Below are 19,432 nucleotides of genomic sequence, written 5' to 3' on the forward strand. Positions count from 1 at the left end.
TTTATATTATTGGTTTTCAAGTTCTTCCCAATATTCGACAGCTCTTCTAAGATGTGGAATCACAATGGATCCTCCAATAAGAGTTGCAATGGAAAATACTTCGAATATTTCTTTTTTGGTGAGGCCCACCTCATAGCATTTGCCCAAATGGTATTTGATACAATCATCACATCTCAATACCATGGAGCATGAAAGCCCAATCATTTCTTTGGATTTAATATCCAAAGCACCTTCGGCATAGGCATTGGTGTCCAAATTGAAAAACCTCTTGATTACCTTATTATCCTCCGCCATGATTTTATCATTCATGCGGGCTCTGTAATCATTGAATTCCTCTATCAAATTCATTAAATTAATAGTTAAGGATGAATTAACTGCAAATATACAGCATATAAGTCAGCAGTTTGAATAACAGAGCAAAGCGTCTATGCGTTTACTTTTACTCAAAGTTTTTTTAGATCTAATTTTTCCACGGAACTGTGAGCTTTGTGGTCGTAATTTGATCGATGCAGAAATTTGTCTTTGCACTCATCGCCAAGGAAAATTACCCATTACTAATTACCATTTGAGATCCTAGGACAATGATTTAAAGTCTAAAATTGAGGGTTTGACCAAGGTAGGTCATGTGATGGCTTTTTTAAACTTTTCTAAATCAGGTAAAAGCCAAATGATACTCCATTAAACTCAAATACAGAAATAAACCTGAAATAGGGCTCTATTTGGGTAATATGTATGCTAAATTATTGATAAACAGTAATTTTAACTCTAATTGAGATGCGATAGTTCCTATGCCTTTGCATGAAATGAAGAGACACAGAAGAGGCTACAATCAAAGTGAAGAGTTTGCGAAAGGACTCAGTGAATTATTGCATATTCCAATGGAGCTCAATTTGAAAAGGGTAGTTTTAACAGAGACCCAAACTAAAAAATCAAGATTGGAGCGACTGGAGAATGTTGATCATGTTTTTGAGCTAATTAATCCTGCCAGAATTGTAAGAAAAAATAGTTTACTCGTAGATGATGTGATGACTACCGGTGCTACCTTATGTTCTTGTGCCAATGTCCTTTTGGCTAATCATGCAAAAAATGTAGATTTAGCATGTATCGCTGCAGGCGGAAAAATCTAAGAAAAATGACTGATATAGAATTCCTAAAATACCCCATTGGAAAATTCCAATTTGATCCAAATTCTGATGAACATAGCCTTAAAAAGGCAATAGAGACCATAAAATCCTTGCCTGAACACCTGATGGAGACGGTAAAGCATTTGTCTGAACCACAATTGGATACCCCCTATAGACCCGGAGGATGGACTGTAAGGCAAGTGATTCATCATGTTGGTGATAGTCATATGAATGCTCTGATACGTTTCAAATTGGCTTTGACAGAAGATACTCCAACTATCAAACCTTACGATGAGGCTGCATGGGCCAAACTTTCAGATTATTCTTTTGAAATTGAATTATCTCTCGCTTTGATCCGATTGATTCATGCAAAGTGGGTGGCAATCCTAGAACATATGACTGAAGCAGATTTTCAGAGAACATACTTTCATCCCGAAAGCCAAAAAGAACAGACCTTGCTTGAGGTGGCACACATGTATGCTTGGCATTCCCAGCATCACCTTTCCCATATCCAGCAATTGATGATTCGTGAAAATTGGACGAGTCCTACGCCATGAATGTATCCTTAAAAAATCAACGAATTCTGGTAACTGGTGCCTCTCGAGGAATTGGGAGAGCTATTGCAAAACAATTATCTGATTCTGGTGCTGAAGTGATCATTCATTTCAATTCCAATCAAATAGAAGCTGAAAAATTGCTTCAAGAACTAAAGAACTCAGCTTTTATAGAAAAATGTGATCTGTCTGATTCCTCTCAGGTTTCAGGATTTATTCCTTCTTTGGTTGAGAAATATGGTCCATTGTCAGGAATAGTAAATAATGCGGGGATTGCTATATCGGCTCCTGATACTTTGGCAACTGATGATTGGTTGGCTATTTGGGAAAAAACAATGGCTGTGAATTCAACAGCCGTTGGGATTTTGTGTAAAGAGTTTGTGGATCAGGCAAAGCCGCAAAAAGAAGGAAGAATAGTCAATATCTCTTCAAGAGCAGCATTTAGAGGTGATACCACAGATTATTTGGCTTATGGGGCCTCGAAAGGGGCTTTGGTAAGTTTAACCAGATCCATGGCAAGGCATTATGGAAAGCAAGGAATAAAAGCCTTTTTGATTGCACCAGGCTTTACAAGAACGGATATGGCTGAAGAAATTCTGTCTGAATATGGAGAGGAGTTTGCTTTAAATGATATAGCACTTAATGAATTGACGCGTCCAGAAGATATTGCTCCAATGGTAACTTTGCTTTGTTCAGGATTGGCAGATCATGCTACTGGTACCTCCATAGATATTAATGCGGGCTCTTACGTTCGATAAAACCTCAAGGGCTTTGAATAGTTTATTGAATTGAAAGCAACTAACCAGACTTGATTTCCAATTCATGGCTTCCAATGACCCAATTTTCACTCCCGAATTAGTCAAAATCATCAAAATCTTTGGTCTAGCCTCGATTTTGATGGTTTTGGCTCTTTCTTTTTTCAATTCCAAACGAGCGAACAATACTGGAGAGGATCATACTTTTCGGATGAGCGATTCGGCGAGATTGTATTTTTTGAATTTGAAAGCAATAGAATATAATCGAGAAGTTCGATCAGATGCAGGAATGACGCTTTTTAGACATCAGGATCTCAAAGCATTTGATAATTCCCCCTTCGTCAATATGATTTTGATTCTAAATCCTGTTCAGGATGAGGCCTATTTATATCTTGAACCTATAAATCTGGAATGGCCCATAGAAATTGAAGTTCAAAATGAATCTGTATCTCAGAAATTCATATTGGATGATGGAAACAAATTTCAGCATTGGGAAAATATCCAAAAGCTCATCCCTTTTGTTGAGTCTGGTTCTCAATTTTTCATTTTTGATCAAGGACAAAAAATACCTCTTTGGGAGAAAGAAGTGGAAAAAGAAGGACTGAAACGGATTTTGGAAGATTATTTTAGGATTCTTGAATCCTAATGATAAAAAATGACAGCTCTCGAACTCTTTCAATCTCAAATCGGAAAAACTTTAGATAAAACTCCTTCTCCAGCAGGAAATTGGTTGGCTGGTACTCTTTTGGAAATAGAAGTGGGTAAAATCAAAGTATCCTATACCGTTCAATCTTACATGTGCAACCCCGCCAAAATTCTTCATGGAGGAGTCGCTTCTTTGATGATGGATGACGTGATCGGAATGGCTAATTACGTTGCCGAATCTGAATTCTTGATGACCACAGTTAATCTGCACGTGGACTTCCTTTCCTCTGCTCAAATCGGTGAGACTTTGGAAGTGACTGCAAAGTTGGTGAGAAGTGGCTCCAACCTAAATCACTGGGATGTCGTTATCAAAAAAGAATCTGGAAAGATTGTAGCCAAAGCAAGCTCCAATATGATTAAAACTCACGTGAAAATTTCAGATCTAGGCTTTTAGTTAGTATCTTACTTTTTGATATACCACAATTTAATTTTACACAATGAAAAAAATCCTATTTTTATTTGCTTTTTGTACTATTTCCACTCTTTCCTTTGCACAATGGGGTGTTTCCTTCCACCAAAGTAATCTGCCTTTTTTAGGAGTAAATCATCAAATTGGTGAAAGATGGCTTCCTGAATTTCGTATCGGAACTGATAATTATGTGGAAAACTTGGGATTTGAACTCCTTGGAAATTATTTGATCAAGTCTGAGGAAAGTACTCAAATTTATGCTGGCGCAGGTCTGAGAGTGAATTTATTTGATGGTGTAGTACTAGCTTCAGGAATTAATTATTATCCTTTCAATAAAAAGGATTTCGGTTTTCATATGGAAGCTGCACCAATTATTGGATTTGAGGAAGGTGTTTTATTTCGAGGGTCCTTTGGAATTCGATATAGATTCTTGAAGGAATAGAATTTTGATTTGTCAGACTGAGCGGAGTCGAAGTCCTTTTAACAAATACATTTCGACGTCGCTCAATTTGACAATTCGACAAGTTAAATTCTTTAAAACTGCTCCAACTTTACCATCAAATCCCAAACGGCGATTCCAAGGGATACAGAAATATTCAAAGAGTGTTTGGTCCCCAATTGTGGGATTTCCAATACTTGATCGCAAGCTTTTAATACGCTCTCTTCGACGCCAAAAACTTCATTTCCGAAGATGAGGGCATATTTTTTATCCTTTTCAGGTTTGAATTCATTGAGCATTACAGATTGATCCACTTGCTCCAAAGCACAAAGTTGATATCCATCGGATTTCAATTTATCGATAGCAATTCCAGTATTCAAGCAATATTCCCACTCGACTGATTCGGTGGCTCCCAAAGCCGTTTTTTGGATATCTCGATGAGGGGGAGTACCAGTGATTCCGCAGAGATAGATTTTCTCTACACGAAAAGCATCACCCGTTCGGAAAGCAGAACCCACATTGTTCAAGCTTCTCACATTATCCAAAACGATAACGATCGGCGATTTTTCTGTCTCTTTAAATTCTTCAACGGAGAGTCTTTCGAGCTCTTCCATACTTAATTTCTTCATCTTTTTTGATCTGCCTTGCTTATACTCTATTTTCAAACTTTATTCGTTCCCCCAAATTTAAGAGAATTAAACTGTACTCATGAGTAAAGCCAAAGACGGAAAAGAAACTCCCTTGATGAAGCAATACAATGCCATCAAAGCAAAACATCCTGGAGCATTATTGCTATTTCGGGTGGGTGACTTTTATGAGACATTTGGGGAGGATGCTGTCAAAGCAAGCAAGGTGTTGGATATTGTATTGACAAAAAGAGCCAATGGATCTGCTTCCCATATCGAATTGGCAGGTTTTCCTCATCATTCCTTGGATAATTACTTGCCAAAGCTCGTTCGGGCAGGAAACCGAGTGGCGATTTGTGATCAATTGGAAGATCCAAAATCCGTCAAAGGAATTGTAAAGCGAGGTGTGACCGAATTGGTGACTCCAGGACTTTCTTACAATGATCAAGTATTAGATACTCGAAAAAATAATTACTTGGCATCTATCCATTTTGGGAAAGAGAAACACGGAATTTCCTTTTTGGATGTTTCCACAGGTGAATTCATGTGTGCCGAAGGCAATTCATCTTATTTGGAAAAATTGCTCCAGAGTTTTTCTCCTTCCGAAATCATTTTTTCAAAAGCTTCCAAAAAAATAGCTGCTGATTTATTCAAGACTGATTATATCACATTCCATTGTGAAGATTGGGTTTTCCAATACGATTATACCTACGAGCGACTAAAAACACATTTCGGAACTTCCAATTTGAAAGGCTTTGGGATCGAAGATTTGGAGCTGGGAATCGTAGCTGCTGGAGCTATTCTTTATTATTTGGAAGAAACCGAGCATAAGGAGATTCAGCATATTTCAGCTATTTCTCGAATTGCAGAGGAGAAATATGTTTGGTTGGACAAATTCACCATTCGAAACCTTGAATTGGTTTTCCCCCAGCATGAAGGAGGCGTTCCTTTGATTCAGATTTTGGATCAGACGGTGACTCCGATGGGTTCGAGAATGATGAAAAAATGGATGGTTTTGCCACTAAAGGAAAAAGCCCCTATTGAAGAGCGATTAAATGTAGTTGATTTCTTCTATCAAAACCCTGGAACGATTGATGAGATTGTCGATCAATTGAAGCATATCGGTGATTTGGAGCGATTGATTTCCAAAGTGGTGGTAGGACGTGCCAATCCTCGGGAAATGAATCAGATCAAAAGAGCATTGAAAGCAATTTTGCCGATCAAGGATCTGTTGAAAAATCAGGAGAACCCGACTCTAAAAAGACTTTCTGACCAGATTCACCCTTGTGAATTTATTCTTGAAAAGATTGAAAGAGAATTACAGGAAGATGCTCCGATGCTAGTTCATCAAGGCGGAGTGATCAAAGATGGAGTTGATACGGATTTGGATGAGTATCGCAACTTGGCCAACAAGGGCAAGGACTATTTGGTACAAATTCAGCAGCGTGAAATCCAGAATACGGGAATTACTTCTTTGAAGATCGCTTACAATAAGGTTTTCGGATATTATCTCGAAGTAACACACGCTCATAAGGACAAGGTGCCCGAAGAGTGGATTCGTAAGCAGACTTTGGTGAATGCTGAGCGATATATCACCCAAGAGCTGAAAGAATACGAGGAAAAAATCTTGAATGCAGAGGAGCGAATGATCGCTTTGGAGCAAAAGTATTTTCTGGAATTGGTGACCGAAACAGCTCAGTTCGTTACCCAAATCCAGCAAAATGCCAGAGTTATTGGGACTTTGGATGCATTGCTGTCATTTGCAAAAGTAGCCTTGACAAATAATTATTGCAGACCTAAAGTATCTGATACAGAAACCCTGGAAATCAAAGATGGTCGTCATCCGGTAATCGAAAAGCAACTTCCTCCTGGAGAAGATTACATCCCCAATGATATTTATCTGGATCATGATAGTCAGCAGATCATCATCATCACTGGTCCAAACATGGCCGGTAAGTCCGCTCTTTTGAGACAGACGGCCCTGATTGTTTTGATGGCTCAAATGGGATCTTTTGTCCCTGCTTCTTTTGCAAGAGTGGGAATCATTGATAAAGTATTTACCCGTGTGGGTGCCTCCGATAATTTGTCTCGTGGAGAATCCACTTTTATGGTGGAAATGACAGAGACTGCCAGCATTTTGAATAACCTATCTGATCGAAGCTTGGTCTTGATGGATGAAATTGGTCGTGGTACTTCTACCTATGATGGGATTTCGATTGCATGGTCCATCGTAGAATACTTGCATAATCATGAAAGTTTCAAGGCAAAGACTCTTTTTGCCACCCATTACCATGAGTTGAATCAATTGACGGAAGATTTTCCAAGAATCAAGAACTTCAATGTTTCTGTGAAGGAAGTGGGAAACAAGGTCATATTTATGCGAAAGCTAAAGGAAGGAGGGAGTGAACATAGTTTTGGTATCCATGTGGCTCAAATGGCAGGAATGCCAAATCCAGTAGTATTAAGAGCTGCAGAGATCATGGGACATTTGGAAAAAGACAAAGCAGTAGCTCAAGACCGTGATAATTTGAAGTCTATTCCTAAGAATAATTATCAAATGAGCCTCTTTGAAATCGATCCAAAATTCAAGGATGCGAAGGAGTTATTGGACCAAATTGATATAAATTCTATCTCTCCAATAGAAGCTTTGTTAAAATTGCATGAGATAAAGAAAAAATTAGACTAGGATTGAATTTTTAGTATCTTATGCCTAATTATTAGTTGACAAAGGCTGTATGGATAAGGTATTTTTAGAAGACCTTAAAAGGCAGGAGAAGTATTTAAAGTATTTTAAAAAGTGGTCGGATCAAGAATTCAAGAGCCATCCGAATGAAGAAGAGTTAATTAAAAACCTCAAATCCCTTAGTGAAAATCTAGGGATGAGGGATGGTTTAATGCTTTGTAGTTTTGACTATAGAAATTTGGACCTAGCCTTTTTTGCAGGAAGAATTGAAAAGTATACTGGAGTTCATCCTTCAGTTTTTGAGAAGATGGGCTTTGAGGCGACCATGTTTATCTTTCATCCGGAGGATAGAATGGAAATGTTGAAATTCTGGAATCTTGTTTTGGAGTCATTTCAACTGATCAGTATCAAAGAGCGCCATACATTTGAGTATTCCTATACTACAAGAATTGTTCATCGCAAAACGAAGAAGGAAACTTGGATTGTGGGAAAAGTAAGACCTTATTTGATTGATGGTGATGGGAATTTTGTGATGGATTTACACATCATATTACCATTGATGAATACTCCCAAAATCAAACAATATGATTGGAATTACTCTTTCACCAAAGAAGGGGGTAATCGTGTAATCGTATCCAAAACTTCTCCTAGCAAAAGAGAGGTCAAGCTTACCAAAAAAGAAAAAGTGATTGTTGATTTGATGCTAAGTGGAGCTGTATCCAAAGAGATCAGCCAGCAATTGAATATTTCAGTAAACACCGTAGGGACTCATCGGAAAAATATACTTCGGAAGCTTGGAGCCAGAAATATCGGGGAGATTGCAAATATTTTAGCATCTTATGATTTTTGAAAAATGGCTGATAATCAGTCAGAATGGACTTTTTGGAAAAAATCTTTAAAAAATTTCTCATCCTAACTGTTGTAAAAACCAATCAGGGTCTTACCTTTGCATCCACAATTCGCTCGGATCACGTTCCGAGTTAGTCCAAATAAGCGAGAGTAGCTCAGTTGGTAGAGCACGACCTTGCCAAGGTCGGGGTCGCGAGTTCGAATCTCGTCTCTCGCTCAAACAGCCCTTGATTCAAGGGCTTTGTTGTTTTAGGACAATAATAAAGCCTCTCTATTTTCGAATAGAGCAAGCCGGGATGGTGGAATAGGTAGACACGCAAGACTTAAAATCTTGTGGCCTTTAGGCCGTGCGGGTTCGATTCCCGCTCCTGGTACTTTAAGCCTCGCAGAAATGCGGGGCTTTTTGTATTTATAAGCCTTACTGATTTCAAATTTTTTCAAAAACAATCCCATGTTCCTTGGGTCTGGTTACTGAGACCTATAAATTTGAATGACCATTCAACTTTTGCCCTTTTTCTATTTTATTCAATTTCCAAAAGGCTTAAAAAAATCCCAAGAAATGCAGATCATCCCTTTATTTATCGATAACAATTCTGTTGAAGGAAAAGGTAAATCCTTTGATAACTTCAACCCTGCCACTGGAGAAAAGACTCATCAAGTGACTAGTGCTTCACAAGAGGATTTTGAAAAGGCAATACGCTCAGCTAAAAAAGGGTTTAAAGTATGGTCTGCTATGTCCCCAACCGAAAGAGGAAGGATTTTGCATCGAGCTTCTATGCTATTGAGAGAAAAGAATGAAGAACTGGCAAACCTGGAATGTCAAGATACCGGTAAACCAATCCGCGAGGCAATTGCAGTGGATGTGATCTCAGGAGCGGACTGTCTAGAATATTATGCCGGCCTTGCCCCCGCTCTTCATGGAGAGCATGTCAATCTAGGAGGAGACTTTGCTTATACCAAAAGAGAGCCTTTAGGCATCTGTGCAGGAATTGGAGCATGGAATTACCCAATTCAAATCGCCTGTTGGAAAGCTGCGCCGGCATTGGCTTGTGGAAATGTCATGATTTTCAAACCAGCAGAATTGACACCTTTGACTGCATACAAATTAGCAGAGGTTTTCAAAGCAGCAGGAATGCCTGATGGCGTTTTCAACGTCATTCAAGGGGATGCCGAAGTAGGTAAAATGATGACGGCTCATCCGGCGATAGCCAAAGTCTCTATAACAGGAGAGGTTGGAACTGGCAAAAAAGTTATGGCTGCTTCAGCCAATACATTGAAGCATGTTACTTTGGAACTGGGAGGTAAATCTCCAATTATCATTTTTGAAGATGCGGATTTGGATGAAGCTGTCAATGGAGCATTGCTTGGAAATTTTTATACCCAAGGAGAAATCTGTAGCAATGGAACCAGAGTTTTTGTCCATGAAAAAATACGTGAGGAATTCTTAAATAAATTGGTAGATCGCACCAAAGAGCTAAAAGTTGGAGATCCTACAGATCCTAAAACTCAATTAGGCGCACTGATTAATCAAAATCATTTTGATAAAGTGATGCACTATATCTCTGAGGGAAAGAAAGAAGCTGGATTGGTGCTAGGAGGAAATCAAATAAAAGTGCCAGGATGTGAGGGAGGATTCTTCGTGGAGCCTACCATTTTCCTTTGTGATTCGGATGATTTGAAGATCGTGAAGGAGGAAATTTTTGGACCGGTGATGTCTGTTTTGACTTTCCAATCAGAAGAAGAAGTAGTCGAAAGAGCCAATGATACTCCATTTGGGCTAGCAGCAGGTGTCTATACTCAAAATATCCGCAAAGCGCATCGAGTGGTTGGAAACTTACAGGCGGGAATGTGTTGGATCAATACTTACAATATCAATCCAGTAGAAATACCTTTCGGAGGAAACAAACAATCAGGAATTGGTAGAGAAAATGGTTTGGCAGCAATTGAGCATTATTCTCAACTCAAAACGGTTTATGTCGCCATGAACGATTTGGGAGATCCGTTTTCTTGATCCTTGAATATTCTGAAAGCCTCACTCCGATAATTATTGCAGGTGGGGCTTTTTGTTTTATATCTACTTGCTGACACCAATGCTTTTAGTTACATTTCTTTATGGAATTTTTCGATATCAATTGGGATGAGACCTACGGGACCCTCAAGATTCTGGGAATCTCTTTAGGGATTCTAATTCTATTTTATTTCCTAGCTAATTTTCTTCAGAAAGCTCTTAAAAGAAGATTGCTATCCAAGATGGATGATCCCCTTTTGGCAAATTTCTTATCTGTGATTTTCCGTCTGATCATAATCCTAGCTGGATTTATGGTGGTTTTTCGCTTTGTAGGTTTAACGGGTGTGGTTTCCGGATTGCTTGCTGGGGCAGGGATTTCTGCTTTTGTAATTGGGTTTGCACTTAAGGATATCGGAGAAAACTTCCTGGCCGGGATCCTATTGGCATTCAAAAGACCTTTTAGAGTAGGCGATATAGTCAATATAGATGGAGTGAGTGGAACTGTCCTGACGCTCAATCTTAGAGATACGCAAATCAAAACAGGAGATGGAAAGGATGTTTTTATCCCCAATGCTCAAATCATTAAAAACCCCCTTATTAATTATACCATTGACGGATTTCTTCGCTATGATTTTATCATTGGGCTGGATTATGGGTCCGATTACAAAGGTGCCATGAAAGTGATTTTAGAAGCAATCAGCAAAGTAAAAGGTGTTTTGAATAATCAGAAAAAGCCGAACGTCTGGATTTCAGACCTGGCAGAAAGTACCCTTAACCTTCAGGTAACTTTTTGGGTGGATACCTTCGATCGAGAAATTGGAGACATGGAGGTAAAAACAAATGCAATTGTCCAGGTCTTGGAGGAATTAGAAAAGGCAGGTTATAATTTACCTGCCCGTGTACTTGAAATCAAGAATTATAGAGATGAAGGCTTTAAAGAAGCCTAATTATTATTTTTCCAATATCCCTTTCAAATCCGCTGGAGAATAATTGACGGATTTCAATGTCTTGTGATCGCCTTCTCTGAAAACAAGGAATAAGTCTCCTTCTTTTTCATAGAAACTAGGAGTGCCTTTAGCTTCATAATGAGCAACCGTAGCTTTTGCCTCCTCTTCAGTCTTACAAGCCTTGCTCATATTGGATCGCTGCACTTCATCAAAAAGAGTCTTGAACTTCTCTCCCAGTCCAAATTCCAAAATGGCTCCTGAAAGAACGTATTGCAAATCGCAAAGAGCATCGGCAATCTCCACCAAATCTTTGTTTTCAATCGCTTCTTCTAATTCTTTCAATTCCTCGGAAAGCAATGAAACTCTCAGATTGCATCTGGTTTCAGATGGAATGGTTGGCTCCGGCAATACAGGGTGTTTGAAAGTTTCGTGAAATAAAGCGACGGAAGTAAGTGACTTGGGATCTTGCATGATGTTTTAAATTATTGCTCGAAATAAATGAAAAAGGCCGGAATTTCCGGCCTTTTTTTGATTCAATTTATATTACATAGATGCTGCAGCAAATCTATCTGATACCATATTCCAATCGATGATATCCCAGAAAGCTGAAACGTAATCAGGTCTCCTGTTTTGATAGTTTAAATAATAGGCATGCTCCCACACATCCAGTCCCAAAAGTGGTGTTCCTTTGAATTCAGAAATATCCATCAATGGATTGTCCTGATTTGCGGTGGATCCTACAGCCAGTTTTTTATCTGCACCGACTACCAACCATGCCCATCCTGAACCAAATCTGGTTTTTGCGGCATTGTTGAATTCTTCAGAGAAGGCATCAAAACTTCCAAATGAAGAATTGATCGCTTCAGCAAGATCACCTTGTGGCATTCCGCCTCCTTCTGGAGACATGATTTTCCAGAACAATTCGTGGTTATAATGACCACCCCCGTTGTTTCTCATTTTGGTGGAGTACTTGGAAATATTCGCCAAGACGTCTTCCAATGGCTTATTAGTATCCACACTTTCTTCTTCGATCGCTGCACCTAAATTTTTGGCATAACCTGCCGCGTGTTTGGTGTAGTGTATTTCCATGGTCATCGCATCGATATTCGGTGCCAAAGCAGAATAATCGTAAGCTAATGGAGTTTGGGTGAAAGAAGTTGCCAAAATGGCTTTATCTGCTCCGGAGGCAGAATTGCTGCAAGCGGTCAAAATTCCCGAACCTACTAATCCTACTGCCAAACCGGCTTTTGAGCTATTTGAAAGAAATTTTCTTCTGGATATTGCGCTTTCTAATGGTTTCATAACAAGTTAAATTGATTTCGTTGGCTACAATTTTTGATTAAATTAAAGTATGAAGCTAACCAATATCGGGTAGAATTGAAATTGGTTATCAGACATTAAGTCCGATTTTGTGACAAGTTGGTTATGTTTGCATCCGAACTAAGGCTTGGTTGGGTTTTTGACCAAGCATTTTATCGAAATATGCAGACAACCTTCTATAAATATCAAGGTACTGGAAATGACTTTGTCATGATTGATGACCGAAGTGAGAGTTTTGATGTTCAAGACTTGGCTTTGGTAACAAAACTTTGTGACCGAAAGTTTGGTGTGGGTGCCGATGGCTTGATTTTAATTAGGAATCATCCTGATTATGACTTTGAAATGATTTATTTCAATGCCGATGGATCCCAGAGTATGTGTGGAAATGGTGCAAGATGTGCCGTTGCATTTTCAGGATTTTTGGGAATCATTCAGGACAAAACTAGCTTTTTGGCTGTTGACGGACCACATGAGGCAATTTTGAAAGACGGAATTGTAGAGCTTTTGATGATCAATGTCCCAGGAATCGAAGCAAAAGGGGATGATTGTTTTGTGAATACCGGAACTCAGCATCATGTACGCGTAGTAGAGGATATCCAGAATTACCCGGTATTTTCTGAAGGTAAAAAAATGAGGTACCACGAAATGTATGCTCCAGGAGGCACCAATGTTAATTTTATGGAGCCAATCTCGGAGGATGAGATTTTCGTAAGAACCTATGAAAGAGGTGTCGAAGATGAGACTCTTTCTTGTGGTACCGGTGTTACAGCTGCAGCCATTGTTTTTGCTCAGGATAAGACTGATGCAGAAGTGAAAATCAAGACTTTAGGAGGAAACCTTTCTGTCCGTTTTCATAAAAATCAAGACGGAAGTATGGACAATGTCTGGTTAATCGGGCCGGCAACTCAGGTTTTCAAAGGAGAAATAGAAATATAATCACCAAAAGATCATCGGAGAGATCGAGGATCGAATTATCAATTGTAATAAAAAGGGCTTAATTTTAGAGCCCGATTTTAGAATCACATAGAGCAAACATGTTAGATTTTATAGCAAAAGGATTAGCCAAAGTTTTTGGAACCAAATCCGACAGAGATATCAAAGAATTACTTCCCAAAGTTCAGGAGATCAACCAGATTTTTGCTGAATTCAAAAGCTTGTCTGATGACGAGCTTAGAGCCCAGACTTCTGAGATCAAAGCCGAAATCAATGAGCATTTGAAATCCTTGGATGATCAAATTGCTAGCTTGAGAACAGAAATCGAAGGCTTGCCAGCGGAAGCAATTCATCAAAAAGACCAACTTTTCACCCAGATCGAGCAAATCGAGAAGGATAGAGATACTTCCTTGGAAGAGGTGTTGGAAAGAGTGATGCCAAGAGCTTTTGCCGTAGTCAAAGAAACCGCTCGACGATTTAAGGAAAATGGAAAGTTGGTGGTTACCGCCACCATTCGCGATCAAGAATTGGCTGCAGTAAAGCAGAATGTAGAGATTGATGGAGACAAAGCTATCTGGCACAACAAGTGGCTGGCTGCTGGAAACGAAGTGGTCTGGGATATGGTCCACTACGATGTTCAGTTGATCGGTGGTATGGTTTTGCACAAAGGTAAAATCGCCGAGATGGCTACTGGTGAAGGTAAAACTTTGGTTTCTACCCTTCCATCTTATCTGAATGCATTGGCAGGTAGAGGAGTTCATGTGGTAACAGTGAACGATTACTTGGCAAAGCGGGACTCCGAATGGAATGCCCCTTTATTCGAATTCCACGGACTATCAGTAGACTGTGTTGATAAATATCAGCCGAATTCTCCAGGTAGAAGAAAAGCATACAACTGCGATATCGTCTATGGTACCAACAATGAATTTGGTTTCGATTACCTAAGAGACAACATGGCTCGTGATCAGGGTGATTTGGTGCAAGGAAAGCATCATTTTGCTATGATTGATGAGGTCGACTCCGTATTGATTGATGATGCGAGAACGCCATTGATTATTTCAGGACCTGTTCCTCGTGGGGATGTTCATGAATTTGATCAGATGAAGCCTCGTGTTTCCACATTGGTGGAAGAGCAGCGTAAGTTGATTCAAGGATATTTGGCATCTGCGAAAAAGCTGATTGCTGATGGAAATGAAAAAGAAGGTGGTTTGGCACTTTTCAGAGCATACAGAGGGATGCCGAAGTATAAGCCATTGATTAAGTACCTTTCCGAACCGGGAATCAGAGTGGTTTTGCAAAAAACTGAGAACTACTATCTCCAGGATAATAAAAGAAATATGCCAGAGGCGGATGAACCGCTTTTGTTTACTATCGATGAGAAAAGTAATGTAGTCGACTTGACCGATAGAGGTATCGAGACCATGACTACCAAAAATGAAGATCCTTCTTTCTTCATCATGCCGGATATCGGAGTGGTTATTGCCGAATTGGAAAAAGACGAATCTCTTGACGATAAAGAAAAATTGATCAAGAAAGAGGAAGTCATCAAAGATTATGGCGTAAAAGCTCAGCGAATTCATACTGTAAACCAGCTTTTGAAAGCGTACTGTATGTTTGAGCGTGACACAGAGTACATCATTGTGGATGGAAAAGTGAAAATCGTAGATGAGCAAACTGGTCGTGTGATGGAAGGACGTCGTTATTCTGACGGATTGCACCAAGCGATCGAAGCCAAAGAAAATGTAAAAGTGGAAGACGCTACTCAGACTTATGCGACGATCACTTTGCAGAACTACTTCAGAATGTACCACAAACTGTCTGGTATGACAGGTACAGCGGAGACTGAAGCTGGCGAATTCTGGGAAATCTACAAATTGGATGTGGTGGTAATTCCTACCAATAGACCAATCCAACGAGACGATAGAGAAGATAAAGTTTACAAAACTGTCCGTGAGAAATTCAATGCAGTAGTAGACGAAATCAATGAATTGGTAGCAGCTGGTAGACCTGTCTTGGTGGGTACTACTTCAGTAGAGATTTCTGAGGTATTGAGTAGAATGCTCACTTTGAAAAAGATTCCTCACCAAGTATTGAACGCGAAGCAACACGCCCGTGAAGCGGATGTAGTAGCAGAAGCAGGAAAGGCTGGAACTGTAACTATCGCAACCAACATGGCGGGTCGTGGTACGGATATCAAATTGTCTGCTGAATCTAGAAAAGCAGGTGGTCTGGCGATTATTGGTACAGAAAGACATGAATCTCGTCGTGTAGATAGACAGTTGAGAGGTCGTGCTGGTCGTCAAGGGGATGTGGGTTCTTCCCAGTTCTTTGTTTCCTTGGAAGATTCCTTGATGCGTTTGTTCGGTTCTGATCGTATTGCGAAGTTGATGGATAGAATGGGCTTGGAAGAAGGAGAAGTGATCCAGCATTCCATGATTACCAAATCCATCGAACGTGCTCAGCGTAAAGTAGAGGAAAACAACTTTGGTACTCGTAAGAGACTATTGGAATACGATGATGTAATGAACTCTCAACGTGAGGTGGTTTACAAGCGTCGTAAAAATGCCTTGAAAGGTGAGCGTCTGGAGCTAGACATCTTGAATGTGATGTATGATGTCTGCGAAAGCTTAGTCGAGATGGGTAAATCCACCGAGGATTTCGAGAATCTTCGAATGAACATCTTTACTTCTTTGGGATTGGATTATCAGATTTCAGAAAATGATCTGAAAACCAAACCAGCACAGGTGCTTACCGAAGAGCTTTACAAAGCTGCTTTTGAAAACTATCAAAAGAAAAATAATCAGATTACTACCACTGCTCTTCCAATTTTGAGAAGAGTTCAGGAAGAAAGAGGTGCCACCGTGAAAGATATCATGGTGCCTATTTCTGATGGAATCAAGCAAATGGGTGTTGTGGTGAATCTAGAGAAAATGTTGGAATCCGAAGGTCAGGAATTGATCAGGTCTGTGGAGAAAAACGTAACTCTTGCCATTATCGATCAAAACTGGAAAGAGCATTTGAGAGATATGGATGACTTGAAGCAGTCTGTACAGAATGCTGTTTATGAACAAAAAGATCCATTGTTGATCTATAAGTTTGAAGCATTTGAGATGTTCAAGAGATTCATCGGAAAGTTGAATGAGGATATGGTTTCCTTCTTGTCAAGAGCTGATTTGCCTAAGCAAGACCCAACCCAAGTTCAGCAAGCACAACCTCAAAGAGCACCTGAACCGCAAGTTCAGGCATCTAAAGAAGAAGCCGGAAGTACCTTGAATCCAGGAGCAAATCGTGCGGCTGCTGCAGCTGCGAGTGCAGGAAGACCAGCACCACAAGTTGTTGCTCCTCGTAAGTCAGACAAGTCCTATGGCAGAAACGATAAAGTTTCTGTTCAATATACCAATGGAACTACCAAAACGGACGTTAAGTATAAGAGTGTTGAGCAAGACGTTCAGGACGGAAAGTGTGTAATCATTGAAAATTAATAGTATGAAAAAGGGTCTTTGGATATTGGTTGCTATGGGATTGATGACTGCGTGTAAGACAAGTAGCTCTTCCGTGAAAAGTTCTTCCACATACGATTCTTATTCCGAAGATCTCAGTGGGTCTTTGCCCACCTATCCAAGTTTTGAGGAAAAAATAAAGGCTCAGCAACCCGCTGAGCCTGCTACCTCTCCTCAAGCGATGGATACCAGATTGAATAATTTAGCCCAAGCGCAATACGATAAGAATAAATCAGAGCCTTATTTCAATGGATATAAAGTTTTGATCTATTCTGGTTTGAACCGCGAGGAAGCATTTGAAACTCAGGAAAAGATCAATGAACTTTTCCCTGACTTGAAGGCAGATTTGCAATACCAGCAGCCGAGATATTTGGTGAAAGTTGGTCGATTTGCCTATAAGGTGGAGGCTTTAAAAAGCTTTAACCAAGTAAAAACAGAATTTCCATCAGCACGGATCATCCCGGATAGAATTCAAAGACAAGAATTCTCCGTGCCATCTCAAACCAATGATGCTGAAAGACAAAATTAAATCTTTGGCGAAAGCCTATAAAGAAGAAGTCATTGCCAACAGAAGACATCTTCACTCCCATCCCGAACTTTCTTACCAGGAATTTGAAACAGCCAAATATGTGGCTTCGAAGCTGGAGGAAATCGGGATTTCTGATTTAGAGCAAAAAGCAAATACAGGTTGGACTGCTTTGATTAAAGGAAAAAACCCTGAAAAGAAAGTTGTAGCCCTAAGAGCAGATATGGATGCATTGCCGATCATCGAGGCAAATGATGTTTCCTATAAATCGCAAAATCCAGGTGTGATGCATGCCTGTGGGCATGATGCGCATACGGCTTCACTTTTGGGAGCTGCCAAGATCCTCAATGAAGTCAAAGATCAGTTTGAAGGAACAATTAAATTGATTTTCCAACCTGGAGAGGAAGTTGCTCCAGGAGGAGCTTCCTATATGATCAAAGATGGTGCTTTGGAAAACCCTAAACCAGCTGGTATCATCGGGCAGCACGTAATGCCTTTTATTCCTGCAGGAAAAGTGGGGTTCAGACAAGGAATCTACATGGCTTCGGCAGATGAAATCTATATTACTGTCAAAGGAAAAGGAGGACATGGAGCCATGCCAGAAACCTTGATCGATCCTGTTTTGATTGCTTCTCATATGATTGTTGCTTTGCAGCAGGTGGTAAGCCGTGCCGCAAGTCCAAAAATTCCTTCGGTTCTTTCTTTTGGAAAGGTGGAGGCTTTGGGAGCAACTAATGTGATTCCAAATGAAGTTAAGATTCAGGGGACTTTTAGAACACTCAATGAAGATTGGAGAGCCAAAGCTCATGAAAAAATGCTTTCTATCGCCAAAGGTTTGGTCGAAGGTATGGGAGGAGAAGTTGACTTTGAGATCAGAAAAGGATATCCATTTTTGAAAAATGATCCGGAATTGACTGCTCGAGCCACAGATGCTGCAAAAGCTTATTTGGGTGAAGAAAATGTTGTAGATCTTGATATTTGGATGGCAGCGGAGGATTTCGCTTACTATTCTCAGGAAATTGATGGGTGTTTCTATCGATTAGGAACTAGAAATGAAGCCAAAGGAATCATTTCAGGAGTTCACACACCTACTTTCGATATCGAAGAAGATGCCCTTGAAATTGGAGCTGGTTTGATGGCTTGGTTGGCAGTAGCTGAGTTAGAGAATAGCTAATGGGAGCTTCTATTTTCCTTTCATAAGAATTTACGATCAATTCATTTTCAGATAATTTCTCTCACTTACATTTGGGTAGAATTTTCCATTTATGAAGAAGTTAAAAACTGCCGGGATATTTATCCTTTTGCTATTTGTCCACAGCCAGACTTTCGCTTGGGGACAATTGGGTCATTATCTCATTGGCTTGATGGCTGAGATGCAGATGAAAAAATCCACTATTCGCAAGGTGGACAAAGTCATTTATCCTATGTCCATAGGAAGAAGTGGTACTTGGATGGATGAAATCAAATCCGATAGCACTTATAATTATGCTTACTCTTGGCATTACCTGACTTCCAAGAATGGAGAATATGATCCTGCTCATCAAGAAAATACAGGAGATGCTTATGAGGCCATTCAACGAATCAAGAAAGAATTGATAACAGGTGGTTTGACTCCTGAAGTTGAGGCTGAAAAGTTGAAAATGCTCATACATATAGTGGAAGATATCCATCAACCCTTGCATGTGGGGACTGGTGAAGATAGAGGTGGAAATGACGTAAGATTGGAATTTTTTGGAAACCCTACCAATCTTCATGCATTATGGGACAGCGGGATGATTGATAGACAAGGAATGAGCTATTCGGAAATTGCCGAGGAGCTTTACAGAAGAATCACTCCGGAAATGCAGGAGAACTATCGTGCGAAATCTATGCAGGATTGGCTCGCTGAAGCTGTCAGTGTGAGAGACAGAGTATATGACCTTCCAGAGAATAAGAGAATTTCCTATCAATACATGTATTTCAAGTATCCGATAGCTGAGGAAAGAATGGTTGCGGCCAGCGTAAGACTTGTTCAGATACTAGAAGAGATTTACGGTTAATTCCCTATAAATCCA

The 19,432-nt window shown here is 39.9% G+C and carries 19 protein-coding genes and 2 tRNA genes; 17 read left to right on the top strand and 4 right to left on the bottom strand.

What is annotated here, in order from left to right:
* Positions 1-6: 6 nt before the first annotated feature.
* The gene (locus O0V13_RS02240) at positions 7-348 is read right to left on the bottom strand and encodes a carboxymuconolactone decarboxylase family protein (protein ID WP_073571476.1); all 342 of its coding nucleotides are present in this window, start codon (positions 346-348) and stop codon (positions 7-9) included.
* Positions 349-803: 455 nt separating this feature from the next.
* On the opposite strand from O0V13_RS02240, the gene O0V13_RS21650 reads away from it, so the two are divergent.
* The 6 genes from O0V13_RS21650 (at position 804) to O0V13_RS02270 (ending at position 3,989) form a co-directional block, all read left to right on the top strand.
* Positions 804-1,127 (top strand): ComF family protein, encoded by a 324-nt coding sequence (locus tag O0V13_RS21650; protein WP_326492699.1) that lies wholly within the window; start codon positions 804-806, stop codon positions 1,125-1,127.
* 5 nt (positions 1,128-1,132) lie between these two features.
* A complete protein-coding gene (locus tag O0V13_RS02250; RefSeq protein ID WP_268033363.1) occupies positions 1,133-1,681 on the top strand; it encodes a YfiT family bacillithiol transferase in 549 nt (182 codons plus the stop codon).
* Complete coding sequence (locus O0V13_RS02255; protein ID WP_268033364.1) at positions 1,678-2,436, top strand: SDR family NAD(P)-dependent oxidoreductase; 759 nt, start codon at positions 1,678-1,680, stop codon at positions 2,434-2,436. The genes O0V13_RS02250 and O0V13_RS02255 overlap by 4 nt, the downstream gene beginning before the upstream one ends.
* 64 nt (positions 2,437-2,500) lie before the next feature.
* Positions 2,501-3,079, top strand: coding sequence for a hypothetical protein (locus O0V13_RS02260; RefSeq protein ID WP_268033365.1), 579 nt, complete (start codon positions 2,501-2,503; stop codon positions 3,077-3,079).
* 9 nt (positions 3,080-3,088) lie between these two features.
* Positions 3,089-3,532 carry a PaaI family thioesterase gene (locus O0V13_RS02265; protein ID WP_268033366.1) on the top strand — a complete coding sequence of 148 codons (444 nt, stop codon included), beginning with the start codon at positions 3,089-3,091 and terminating at the stop codon, positions 3,530-3,532.
* Positions 3,533-3,575: 43 nt separating this feature from the next.
* Entirely contained in the window at positions 3,576-3,989 is a 414-nt protein-coding gene (locus O0V13_RS02270) for a hypothetical protein (protein ID WP_268033367.1), read from the top strand.
* A 92-nt stretch (positions 3,990-4,081) separates the two neighbouring features.
* Here O0V13_RS02270 and O0V13_RS02275 read toward each other — a convergent pair whose 3' ends face one another.
* A complete protein-coding gene (locus tag O0V13_RS02275; protein WP_268033368.1) occupies positions 4,082-4,615 on the bottom strand; it encodes an RNA methyltransferase in 534 nt (177 codons plus the stop codon).
* A 79-nt stretch (positions 4,616-4,694) separates the two neighbouring features.
* On the opposite strand from O0V13_RS02275, the gene mutS reads away from it, so the two are divergent.
* The 6 genes from mutS to O0V13_RS02305 all read left to right on the top strand — a co-directional run bounded on the left by mutS (position 4,695) and on the right by O0V13_RS02305 (position 11,099).
* Positions 4,695-7,298: a DNA mismatch repair protein MutS gene (gene mutS / locus O0V13_RS02280; protein ID WP_268033369.1), complete on the top strand. Its 2,604-nt coding sequence runs from the start codon at positions 4,695-4,697 to the stop codon at positions 7,296-7,298.
* A gap of 49 nt (positions 7,299-7,347) precedes the next feature.
* Complete coding sequence (locus tag O0V13_RS02285; RefSeq protein WP_268033370.1) at positions 7,348-8,145, top strand: helix-turn-helix transcriptional regulator; 798 nt, start codon at positions 7,348-7,350, stop codon at positions 8,143-8,145.
* Positions 8,146-8,288: 143 nt separating this feature from the next.
* Positions 8,289-8,361: transfer RNA gene (locus O0V13_RS02290), tRNA-Gly, on the top strand.
* A gap of 73 nt (positions 8,362-8,434) precedes the next feature.
* Positions 8,435-8,518: transfer RNA gene (locus O0V13_RS02295), tRNA-Leu, on the top strand.
* 185 nt (positions 8,519-8,703) lie between these two features.
* On the top strand, positions 8,704-10,155 hold the full coding sequence (gene betB / locus O0V13_RS02300) for a betaine-aldehyde dehydrogenase (protein WP_268033371.1): 1,452 nt from the start codon (positions 8,704-8,706) through the stop codon (positions 10,153-10,155).
* A 101-nt stretch (positions 10,156-10,256) separates the two neighbouring features.
* The gene (locus O0V13_RS02305; RefSeq protein ID WP_268033372.1) at positions 10,257-11,099 is read left to right on the top strand and encodes a mechanosensitive ion channel family protein; all 843 of its coding nucleotides are present in this window, start codon (positions 10,257-10,259) and stop codon (positions 11,097-11,099) included.
* 3 nt (positions 11,100-11,102) lie between these two features.
* Here O0V13_RS02305 and O0V13_RS02310 read toward each other — a convergent pair whose 3' ends face one another.
* Together O0V13_RS02310 and O0V13_RS02315 are read right to left on the bottom strand one after the other, a co-directional pair.
* Entirely contained in the window at positions 11,103-11,570 is a 468-nt protein-coding gene (locus O0V13_RS02310; protein WP_073571485.1) for a nucleoside triphosphate pyrophosphohydrolase family protein, read from the bottom strand.
* Positions 11,571-11,642: 72 nt separating this feature from the next.
* A complete protein-coding gene (locus O0V13_RS02315) occupies positions 11,643-12,401 on the bottom strand; it encodes a superoxide dismutase (RefSeq protein ID WP_268033373.1) in 759 nt (252 codons plus the stop codon).
* Positions 12,402-12,581: 180 nt separating this feature from the next.
* On the opposite strand from O0V13_RS02315, the gene dapF reads away from it, so the two are divergent.
* The 5 genes from dapF (at position 12,582) to O0V13_RS02340 (ending at position 19,417) form a co-directional block, all read left to right on the top strand.
* A complete protein-coding gene (gene dapF / locus O0V13_RS02320) occupies positions 12,582-13,355 on the top strand; it encodes a diaminopimelate epimerase (RefSeq protein ID WP_268033374.1) in 774 nt (257 codons plus the stop codon).
* A 98-nt stretch (positions 13,356-13,453) separates the two neighbouring features.
* Positions 13,454-16,834 carry a preprotein translocase subunit SecA gene (gene secA / locus O0V13_RS02325; RefSeq protein WP_268033375.1) on the top strand — a complete coding sequence of 1,127 codons (3,381 nt, stop codon included), beginning with the start codon at positions 13,454-13,456 and terminating at the stop codon, positions 16,832-16,834.
* Between the two features lie 4 nt (positions 16,835-16,838).
* Positions 16,839-17,381, top strand: coding sequence for a hypothetical protein (locus O0V13_RS02330; protein ID WP_268033376.1), 543 nt, complete (start codon positions 16,839-16,841; stop codon positions 17,379-17,381).
* Positions 17,362-18,552, top strand: a complete 1,191-nt coding sequence (locus tag O0V13_RS02335) for a M20 metallopeptidase family protein (RefSeq protein WP_268033587.1) — start codon at positions 17,362-17,364, stop codon at positions 18,550-18,552. The genes O0V13_RS02330 and O0V13_RS02335 overlap by 20 nt, the downstream gene beginning before the upstream one ends.
* Before the next feature lie 91 nt (positions 18,553-18,643).
* The gene (locus O0V13_RS02340) at positions 18,644-19,417 is read left to right on the top strand and encodes a S1/P1 nuclease (protein WP_268033377.1); all 774 of its coding nucleotides are present in this window, start codon (positions 18,644-18,646) and stop codon (positions 19,415-19,417) included.
* Positions 19,418-19,432 lie beyond the last annotated feature (15 nt).

This window comes from Algoriphagus sp. PAP.12, from assembly GCF_026652115.1.
Taxonomy (GTDB): Bacteria; Bacteroidota; Bacteroidia; order Cytophagales; family Cyclobacteriaceae; genus Algoriphagus.